Source organism: Sphingomonas sp. (assembly GCF_035758555.1).
Lineage (GTDB): Bacteria > Pseudomonadota > Alphaproteobacteria > Sphingomonadales > Sphingomonadaceae > Sphingomonas_B.
In genome coordinates this window covers 1-8,932 of the sequence record NZ_DASTXI010000053.1, presented here as the reverse complement: position 1 = coordinate 8,932, position 8,932 = coordinate 1, and the positions used below count along the sequence as shown (strand labels likewise).

Here is an 8,932-nt window from a genome sequence, read left to right as displayed (position 1 = left end):
CAAGGGCAAGCTGGAGATCGCGCCGGTCCAGTTCCGCGACGAGGAGCATCTGTTCCAGATCGCGCAGCGGATCGTGAACCAGGTCGGCCGCCGCGTCGACCAGACCACCCCGCTTGCCGACGCCCGCCTGAAGGACGGCAGTCGCGTCAACGTGATCGTGCCGCCGCTCTCGCTTCGCGGCACGGCCATCTCGATCCGTAAATTCTCCGCCAAGCCGATCACGCTCGACATGATGGCGAAGTTCGGGTCGATGTCCGAAAAGATGGCGACGGCGCTGAAGATCGCCGGCGCCAGCCGCTTCAACGTCGTGATCTCGGGCGGTACCGGTTCCGGTAAGACCACGATGCTCAACGCGTTGTCGAAGATGATCGACCCCGGCGAGCGCGTCATCACCATCGAGGACGCGGCAGAGCTTCGGCTGCAGCAGCCGCACTGGCTCCCACTGGAAACCCGGCCCGCCAACCTGGAGGGTCAGGGCGCGATCACGATCCGCGATCTCGTCATCAACGCGCTGCGTATGCGCCCCGATCGCATCATCCTGGGCGAAATCCGCGGCAGCGAATGTTTCGACATGCTCGCGGCCATGAACACCGGCCATGACGGCTCGATGTGCACGCTTCACTCCAACTCCCCGCGCGAATGCCTCGCCCGTATGGAGAACATGGTGATGATGTCGGACATCAAGGTGCCGAAGGAAGCGATCAGCCGCCAAATCGCCGATTCGGTCGACCTGATCGTCCAGGTGAAACGCCTGCGCGACGGCTCCCGCCGCGTCACCAACGTCACCGAAGTGATCGGCATGGAAGGGCCCGTGATCGTCACGCAGGAGCTGTTCAAGTTCGAATATCTGGACGAATCCGCCGACGGCAAGATCATCGGCGAATACCGCTCCTCGGGCCTGCGCCCCTACACGCTGGAAAAAGCCAAGCAGTTCGGCTTCGACCAGGCTTTCCTCGAAGCGTGCCTGTGATTGATCGAAAGCCGCTGGCAGCGTAGCCTTCCCGCCTGATCCGGACGATGCCGGACAAGGAGGGATCATGCGCCTATTCTCGATCGCCGTCGTTTCAAGCGCGATGCTGATTGCCGCGCCGGCACTTGCACAAGCACCCAGCGCAGCGCTGAAAGCCGCCGTCGCCGCGCCGAGCCGGACGGCGGCCAACACCGCGCGTGACAAATACCGGCATCCCGCCGAGACGCTCGCCTTTTTCGGCGTGCAGCCGACCGACACCGTGGTCGAGATCTGGCCCGGCGGCGGCTGGTATACCGAGGTGCTGGCGCCTTATCTGGCCGCCGACGGCCAGCTGATCCTCGCCAATGCCGGCGACAAGATGGGCAAGACGCTGACCGCCGAGCTCGAATCCGATCCGGCCATCTACGGCAAGGTCCAACACGCCGGCTTCCCGAGCGTTCTCGGCGGCACCGGGGTCGCGCCGGGCACGGCGGACGTCGTCCTTACCTTCCGCAACGTTCATAATTGGCGCGGCGGCTACCAGACGCAGGACAAGCAGGACTACAGCCTCGCCGCGTTCAAGGAGATGTATGCGATGCTGAAGCCGGGCGGCACGCTCGGCGTGGTCGATCATCGCCTGCCGGAAAAGGCCGATGCCGAGCGCGAACGGACCAGCGGCTACATGAAGGTCTCCACTATCCGCCGCCTCGCCGAGGAAGCGGGGTTCAAGTTCGTCGGCGCGTCCGAAGTGAACGCCAATCCCAAGGATACCGCGGATTGGGAGAAGGGCGTGTGGACGCTGCCGCCGACCTACGCGAACGGCGAAACCGATCGCGCCAAATACCAGGCAATCGGCGAAAGCGACCGCATGACGTTGAAGTTCGTGAAGCCGAAAGCGTAAAGTGAATTAGCGATCAGACAGGATCGTTCGTCCCGAGCGAAGTCGAGGGGCGTGCTCGCCACTGCGCCCCTCGACTACGCGCTGCGCGCTCCGCTCGGGACGAGCGATAGAGCGCAAGGCCACTCAGAGGTCGGGCGCGGGGCGGAAGTCGATCTCCGCCTCGACGTCGTGCGCCCGGAAACGCCAGAACGCGAAGGCGATGATCCCCGCGGCAGCTGCGACGGCAAGGATCGGCAGCAGCGGCACGGGCGATTCTTCGTCGCGGACGCGCGTGTCGCGCCACGGCTTCGCTTCCGCGAGCCCGGCGCGGCCGGTCTCTTCGGCAAAGGCGACGCCCGATCCTTCACTGACGGTGACGGTGCGGCCGTCGTCGAGCGTCACATTGTGCCGAAAGTCGAGCGCTTCGTTGTCGGCGCCGGTCTCGGCCTTCGCGCCGCGCATGCCCTCGGCCGGGGGCGGATCGCGGTTGGCCGGATCGGCCATGCCGTAGACGCGGGCTTGGTCTTCGTCTGCCATGCCGGCTAAACGTCTCCGCGCGCCAAGAGGTTCAAGATGACGATTTCGTTCGATGCCTTCCTTCAGGTCGACATTCGCGTCGGCACGATCGTTTCCGCCGAGCCGTTTCCCCAGGCGCGCAAGCCCGCCTACAAGCTGGTGATCGATTTCGGCCCCGAAATCGGCCGCAGGAAGTCGAGCGCACAAATCACGAAACACTATCCGGTCGAGGGACTTGTCGGCCGGCAGGTTGCCGCGGTCGTCAACTTCGCGCCGCGCCAGATCGGGCCGTTCATGTCCGAAGTGCTGACGCTCGGTTTTCCGGATGCCGACGGCGAAGTGGTGCTGGTCCAGCCGACCCATCCAGTGCCGAACGGGGGGCGGTTGTTCTGACGCCGCCGCGGGCTTAAGCCGTTCGAAAAAGGTGGGAGGGGCAGCGTGGCGACGATCGCGGGGGAACCGGTCAAGGAGCTCAAGCCCAGCGAAGTGAGGCTGGTCATCACCGCCTCGTCGCTCGGCACGATCTTCGAATGGTATGATTTCTTCATCTACGGCACGCTGGCTTCGATCATCGGCCGCACCTTCTTCCCGGCGGCGAGCCCGACCGTCGAGCTGCTCTATTCGCTGGCAGGCTTTGCCGTCGGCTTCGGCTTTCGGCCTTTGGGCGCGGTGCTGTTCGGCTATTTCGGCGACAGGCTTGGCCGTAAATACACCTTTCTGATCACGATCACGGTGATGGGCCTCGCAACGGCGGCCGTCGGCTTCGTCCCGTCGGCAGCGCAGATCGGCCATGCTGCGCCGGTGATCCTGATCCTGCTGCGCATCCTGCAGGGGCTTGCGCTCGGCGGCGAATATGGGGGCGCCTCGATCTACGTCGCCGAGCACGCCAAGGCGAGCAAGCGCGGCTATTACACCGGCTTCATCCAGGGCAGCGTCGCCGGCGGCTTCATTCTGTCGCTGGGCGTCGTGCTGCTGACTCAGGCCGTGCTCGGCCCGGACGCATGGAACGCCTGGGGCTGGCGCGTGCCGTTCGTGTTTTCGCTGCTGCTGCTCGCAGTCTCACTCTGGATGCGGCTGAAGCTCAACGAAAGCCCGGTGTTCCGCGCGATCAAGGAAGCCGGCGAAATCTCGCGCAACCCGCTGAAGGAGACCTTCACTCATCCGGGCAATTGGCGGCGGCTGCTCGTTGCCCTGTTCGGCATCGCCGCGGGGCTGACGGTCATCTGGTACACGGCGATGTTCCAGGTGCTCTATTTTCTCCAGAACGCGATGAAGGTGGACCCGACCACGGCGCAGATCCTGGTCGGCATCGGCGCCGGCGCTGGCCTGATCTTCTTCGTGCTGTTCGGCTGGATTTCCGACCGGGTCGGCCGCAAGCTGCCGATCGTGATCGGCTATGCACTGACGCTGATCCTGCTGTTCCCGATCTTTGGCATCATGGGCAGGGCCGCGAACCCGGAACTGGCCGCAGCCGCGGCGCGCGCGCCGGTCGTCGTCGGCGGACAGGATTGCAGCTACAGCCCGTTCGCCAAGGTGCAGGCGACCGAATGCGGCAAGGCGCTCGACATGCTCACCAAGCGGGGCGTGCCCTATAGCGTGAACCGCGAGCTGACCGGCGTCATCATCGGCGACGTCCGCACCAGCGTCGGCCGCTATCCGACCGCGGAAGAGCTCGACGCCTCGCTGAAAGCCGCGGGCTACGACCTCGAGCAGACCCGGCCTGAGGGCGGCGACATTGCGATCATCCTTCTGGGCGTGCTCGCCTTGAGCGCGTTGTCGGGTGCCACCTACGGCCCGGTGGCGGCGCTGCTGTCGGAGCTGTTCCCGGCGCGCATCCGCTACAGCTCGATGTCGATCCCATATCACATCGGCACCGGCTATTTCGGCGGCTTCCTGCCCTTCGTCAGCCAGTACATCATCGCCAAGACCGGCAATCCTTATTCCGGCCTCTGGTATACCTGGGCGGTCGTCGCGATGGGCCTGGTGGTGACGATGATCTGGCTGCGCAAGGACGATCTGCAGCAACTGGATGACGCATGATCGGAGTCGCCGTCCTGCCGCTCGCCTTTGGCGCGGCACCCAGCCTCGTCGGACAATCCGCTGAACAGCAATTCTGGGCACGGCTCCCGGAGCAGGAGCGGCCCGGCCCTCAGGAGCAGGACGGCGCCCGGCTGGTTTTTCGGGCGCTTCTGGAAGCCGATCCGCAAGTTCAGCTGACATTGCTGAGCCAAGCCCGGGCACGCCTGCTGCAGCCAACCCGGTTTCGAGGCCGGGCGCTGTGCGCGGAAGCGAGCCTGCTTGGCCGGCTCGATCAGGTCGAAAAAGCGGAACCGCTGATCCTCGAGTGCCTAACGCTCCTTCCCGGCGATCCGCAAGCCCTGAGGCTTTCGTCATTCCTGAAGATGCGACGCACGGACCCCAGCGAGGGTGTGCAGGAGTTCATGGCTGCGGTCGGGCGCGATCCCAGCATCGTGTCGGGCGTCGGGGCCGACGATTTCGACATCATCTTCCGCAAGCTGACTTATGTCGGCCGCTCTGATCTTGCGGCGGAATTTCTGCAGGTCCTGGCGAACACGGCATGGGGCCGGGACGATCCCGCGCGGAGTTCGAACCTGGCGCTACAGCTGATCCCGGGATTGCTGGCCAAGGGCCGCAAGTCCGAAGCCGTGCAATTGCTGCCGCGCGTGCTGGATCCGGAAGTCGGTCTCCGGCTGGTCGTCGACCGCGCTTATGATCCGATCCGCGACGAGATCGAGAACTGGTCGGGCGGTACCCTGGAGATGCAGCGCGACGCCTTTGTCCGCGCGACGGAAACGGCCTTTTCGATCGCGCCGGACATGGCCCACCGGTTGAATTATGCCTCTGCCCTGCTGAGCTCTGGCCGTCCGAAGGAGGCGGTCGCGCTGCTCGATGCAGCGGTGCGCGACGCTTCCCAATGGGGCGATTCCGAGCAGGATTATTACTATCTCGGGGTTGCTGCTGTCCGGCTGGCGGGCGCGATGCGGCAGGCGGGCCAAAACGCCGCCTCGACGGCCATGCTTGGCGACATCGAGCCGAAGCTGAGGCAGCATAGCCCGGGCTTCGCGCTCAACATCATTCCCAATCTCGTCCGCTATCTGCTGCGCGATCACAAACCGGACGAGGCGCTTGCGCTGCTGGATGCACGTACGCCGGCCGCGGATCAGGTCGAAGCAGCGGGCGCATTGGGCCATTTCGAAGCCCTCCGACTTTGCGCGCGCAAGCAGAAGGGCGAGACGGTTGCTTCGGACGTCGCGGCATTCAAGGCGCGTTACAGGACCAACCCGCTCGTTTTGGGGACGCTGGCCGGCTGCCTGGGCGACGAAGCACTTGCCAAGGAGCGGGTGCTCGTCTTGCTCGGTGAGGGCGATAAGCGCGGAGACTTGCTGGTCGCGTATCAGGCGATGCAGCTTGGCCACGAGAATCCCAATATGGAAAGCGCGAACGAGCTGCTGCGGCTTACGGCCAAGGACGCGGAGGTCCGGCGGGCCCTGCTGCGCCTGTCGCGACCGGCCCCTTCGGGCTATCGGGCAGCCTTGCTGGGCTGGCACGCGGCTTCATAGCCTGCTCGACGGACCAGACCTGGCATCGTAAGGCCCGCCCGGCGTGACGGATATCCCCCCTCCCCATCGGCTGCGGCTGGACGGTGCCGCTTTGGTTGCGAACTGGCATTGGCTGAGGGCGCAGGGCGGCGGCGCGGCATGCGGCGCGGCTGTGAAGGCGGACGGCTATGGTCTCGGCGCGCGCGAGGTCGTCGCGCGACTGGCGGCGGCGGGGTGCCGGGATTTCTTAGCCGCGACCTGGGTCGAGGCTGCGGCACTAATGCCATTGCCGGACGGTGTTTCGCTGTCGGTGCTGCACGGGGTTCGGGCGGAGGACATGGCCGCTGCCAGCGCCCTGCCCGCCCGGCCGGTGCTGAACTCGCCCGAGCAGGTGCTGCGCTGGCGGGCCGCCGGAGGCGGCGCGTGCGACGTGATGATCGACACCGGCATCAACCGGCTCGGCATCGCGCCGGAAGATGTGGGCGTGCTGGGCGGCCTCGAGATCGAGACGCTGATGAGCCACCTCGCCTGCGCCGATGAGGACGTGCCCCAGAACGCGGCGCAGCGTCAGGGGCTGATGGCTGTCGCCGAGCAGGTGCCGCACCGGCGGCTGAGCCTCGCCAACTCGGCGGGCATCTGCCTTGGCTCCGACTATGCATTCGACCTGACGCGCCCCGGCCTCGCACTCTACGGTGGCGTGCCACGCGGCGAGGCGGCGGGACACATCCGGCAGGTCGCCTTTCCCGAGGCGCAGGCGCTCCAGCGCCGCCGCGTGCCGGCAGGCGCGAGCGTCGGCTATAACGCGACCTGGGCGGCAGAGCGCGACACGGACATCGCGATCCTCAACATCGGCTATGCCGATGGCATCCTGTGCGGCTTCTCCGGCAGGGGCCGGGCGCGCGCGGGCGAGGTTGCCCTGCCCTTCCTCGGCCGGGTCTCAATGGACCTTGTCGCCGTCGATGCTACCGCCGCGCCCGGACTGACCGAAGGCGACTGGGTGACGATCGACTACGACCTGCCGAGCGCCAGCGCGCTGTCCGGCCAGTCGCAATATGAGCTGCTGACCGGGCTCGGAAGCCGGTTCGAGCGAGTGTGGACCGACTAGCTTACCGCTCCACGCACATGGCGATGCCCATGCCGCCGCCGATGCAGAGCGTCGCCAGGCCCTTCTTCGCGTCGCGCTTGGCCATCTCGTAGATCAGAGTCGTCAGCACGCGCGCGCCCGATGCGCCGATCGGGTGGCCGATCGCGATCGCGCCGCCGTTGACGTTCACCTTGTCCGGGTCCCAGCCCATTTCCTTGCCGACCGCGAGCGCCTGGGCGGCAAAGGCCTCGTTGGCCTCGATCAGGTCAAGATCGCCGACCGACCAGCCCGCCTTCTCGAGCGCGCGGCGGCTTGCCGGCACCGGGCCGATGCCCATGATCGACGGATCGACGCCGCACGAGGCCCAGCCCGCGATCCGCGCCAGCACCGTCGAGCCGCGCCGCTCCGCCTCGTCACGCGTCATCACCACCAGCGCGGCGGCGCCGTCGTTCAGGCCCGAGGCGTTGCCGGCGGTGACTGTGCCTTCCTTCTTGAACGCGGGCCGCAGCCCGGAAAGGTTGGCGACCACCACGCCTTCGCGGATGAACTCGTCGCGGTCGACGATCGTGTCACCCTTGCGGCCCTTGATCGTCACTGGCGCAATCTCGTACTGGAAGCGGCCAGACCCCCGCGCGCGCTCCGCCTTGTTCTGCGACGCGCAGGCGAACGCGTCCTGCTCGTCGCGGGTGATCTGGTATTTCTCGGCCAGGTTCTCGGCGGTGATGCCCATGTGATAGCCGTTGAAGACGTCGGTCAGGCCGTCCTTGATCATCGTATCGACCAGCTCGACCGGGCCCATCTTGGTGCCGCCGCGCAGCTGCTGGGCATGAGGCGACAGCGACATGCTCTCCTGACCGCCAGCGACGACGATCCGCGCGTCGCCGGTCGCCACCATCTGCGCCGCCGTCGCGACCGCGCGCAGGCCGGAGCCGCACACCTGGTTCAGGCTCCAGGCCGGCACTTCCTTCGGCACGCCGGCGGCGATCGAGGCCTGGCGCGCCGGGTTCTGTCCCTGCGCGGCGGTCAGCACCTGCCCCAGAATCACTTCGGAAACTTCATCGGCGCCGATGCCCGCCTGGGCCAGCGCGCCTTCGATCGCGACGCGGCCGAGTTCGTGCGCCGGAGTGGCGGCATAGGAACCAAGGAAGCTGCCGACCGGCGTGCGCTTGGCGGCGGTGATGACGATGTCCTGCATGGGGATGTCTCCTGAGAGTCTTGCCCGCGCGACTATCAGTTTTGCTGCGACTGCGAAAGCGTTGCCGCCAGAGGCTCCCAAAGCTGTTCGCGGGCGCGGGAGCCGACGATCATCCCGACATGGCCGAGCCCGAGCGTGCGCCCATTCGGCAGGCGCGCGGAGGACGGCGCTGGCACGATACGGTCGTTCAGCGACACGAACTCGAGCGTAGGCACGCGAAGCTTCGCGGGGTCGACGATCTCCCCGCCGACTCGCCATTCTCCCCGTCCGGTGACGTCCGCGGCGACGAAATCCTCGAACAGCTCCCGTCCGGCAGCATAGGGAAGCGGCGCGCCGGCATTGGCCCAGTCCTCCAGGGCGACGAACGCACGCGCCGCATCGCTGGCCGGATCGAGCCGCCCGAATGCTTCGTATTTGGCGATGGTCCGCGCCGGGTCGAGCCGCCAGAAACCGCTCTGCAGCACTTCCATCGGCACCAGTCCCATCGCGTCGGCCGCTGGCCGGGCCGCCTGCCACAGGGCGGCGATGTCGTCGCGCGCGGCGGGCCCGAAGCCCGCGAAATGCCAGGGCGCGGCGATCAGGGTAAGGCTGCGGATGCGCGCGCGCATGGCCGCGCCCAGCGCCATCGTCCCGCCGAGGCAATAGCCGACCAGATGCGCGGGCGCGTTCAGAGCATCGAGGAGCGGAACGAGGAGCTCGGCATGGGCGGCGATATTCAAATCCTCCCCGAGCTTGCTCGGGGAAGGGG

At 66.9% G+C, this 8,932-nt stretch carries 8 protein-coding genes and 1 pseudogene; 6 read left to right on the top strand and 3 right to left on the bottom strand.

The features are described 5' to 3' along the window. Positions 1-970 (top strand): CpaF family protein (locus tag VFT73_RS03050; RefSeq protein WP_326408676.1); only part of this gene is annotated, 970 nt, incomplete at its 5' end. Positions 971-1,037: 67 nt separating this feature from the next. Further along, on the top strand, positions 1,038-1,850 hold the full coding sequence (locus VFT73_RS03045; protein ID WP_326408675.1) for a methyltransferase: 813 nt from the start codon (positions 1,038-1,040) through the stop codon (positions 1,848-1,850). 123 nt (positions 1,851-1,973) lie between these two features. Here VFT73_RS03045 and VFT73_RS03040 read toward each other — a convergent pair whose 3' ends face one another. Continuing rightward, complete coding sequence (locus tag VFT73_RS03040; RefSeq protein WP_326408674.1) at positions 1,974-2,366, bottom strand: hypothetical protein; 393 nt, start codon at positions 2,364-2,366, stop codon at positions 1,974-1,976. A 36-nt stretch (positions 2,367-2,402) separates the two neighbouring features. Between VFT73_RS03040 and VFT73_RS03035 the strand changes: the two genes are divergently transcribed. Genes VFT73_RS03035 through VFT73_RS03020 form a run of 4 tightly spaced genes read left to right on the top strand, consistent with a single transcriptional unit; the run spans position 2,403 to position 7,010 of the window. Then, a complete protein-coding gene (locus tag VFT73_RS03035; protein WP_326408673.1) occupies positions 2,403-2,738 on the top strand; it encodes a tRNA-binding protein in 336 nt (111 codons plus the stop codon). Positions 2,739-2,783: 45 nt separating this feature from the next. Next, positions 2,784-4,385 (top strand): MFS transporter, encoded by a 1,602-nt coding sequence (locus tag VFT73_RS03030; RefSeq protein WP_326408672.1) that lies wholly within the window; start codon positions 2,784-2,786, stop codon positions 4,383-4,385. Beyond that, positions 4,382-5,926: a hypothetical protein gene (locus VFT73_RS03025; RefSeq protein WP_326408671.1), complete on the top strand. Its 1,545-nt coding sequence runs from the start codon at positions 4,382-4,384 to the stop codon at positions 5,924-5,926. The genes VFT73_RS03030 and VFT73_RS03025 overlap by 4 nt, the downstream gene beginning before the upstream one ends. A gap of 43 nt (positions 5,927-5,969) precedes the next feature. Then, positions 5,970-7,010, top strand: coding sequence for an alanine racemase (locus VFT73_RS03020; RefSeq protein WP_326408670.1), 1,041 nt, complete (start codon positions 5,970-5,972; stop codon positions 7,008-7,010). Between the two features lies 1 nt (position 7,011). Here VFT73_RS03020 and VFT73_RS03015 read toward each other — a convergent pair whose 3' ends face one another. Both VFT73_RS03015 and VFT73_RS03010 read right to left on the bottom strand, forming a co-directional pair. Then, entirely contained in the window at positions 7,012-8,184 is a 1,173-nt protein-coding gene (locus VFT73_RS03015; RefSeq protein WP_326408669.1) for an acetyl-CoA C-acetyltransferase, read from the bottom strand. A 35-nt stretch (positions 8,185-8,219) separates the two neighbouring features. Next, positions 8,220-8,932, bottom strand: a pseudogene (locus tag VFT73_RS03010) (alpha/beta hydrolase); the annotation flags it as partial.

What these genes read in the sequence shown, in the direction of transcription:
- VFT73_RS03045 (WP_326408675.1), top strand. Translation starts at nt 1,038, where the DNA reads ATGCGCCTATTCTCGATCGCCGTCGTTTCAAGCGCGATGCTGATTGCC.
- VFT73_RS03040 (WP_326408674.1), bottom strand. Translation starts at nt 2,366, where the DNA reads ATGGCAGACGAAGACCAAGCCCGCGTCTACGGCATGGCCGATCCGGCC.
- VFT73_RS03035 (WP_326408673.1), top strand. Translation starts at nt 2,403, where the DNA reads ATGACGATTTCGTTCGATGCCTTCCTTCAGGTCGACATTCGCGTCGGC.
- VFT73_RS03025 (WP_326408671.1), top strand. Translation starts at nt 4,382, where the DNA reads ATGATCGGAGTCGCCGTCCTGCCGCTCGCCTTTGGCGCGGCACCCAGC.
- VFT73_RS03015 (WP_326408669.1), bottom strand. Translation starts at nt 8,184, where the DNA reads ATGCAGGACATCGTCATCACCGCCGCCAAGCGCACGCCGGTCGGCAGC.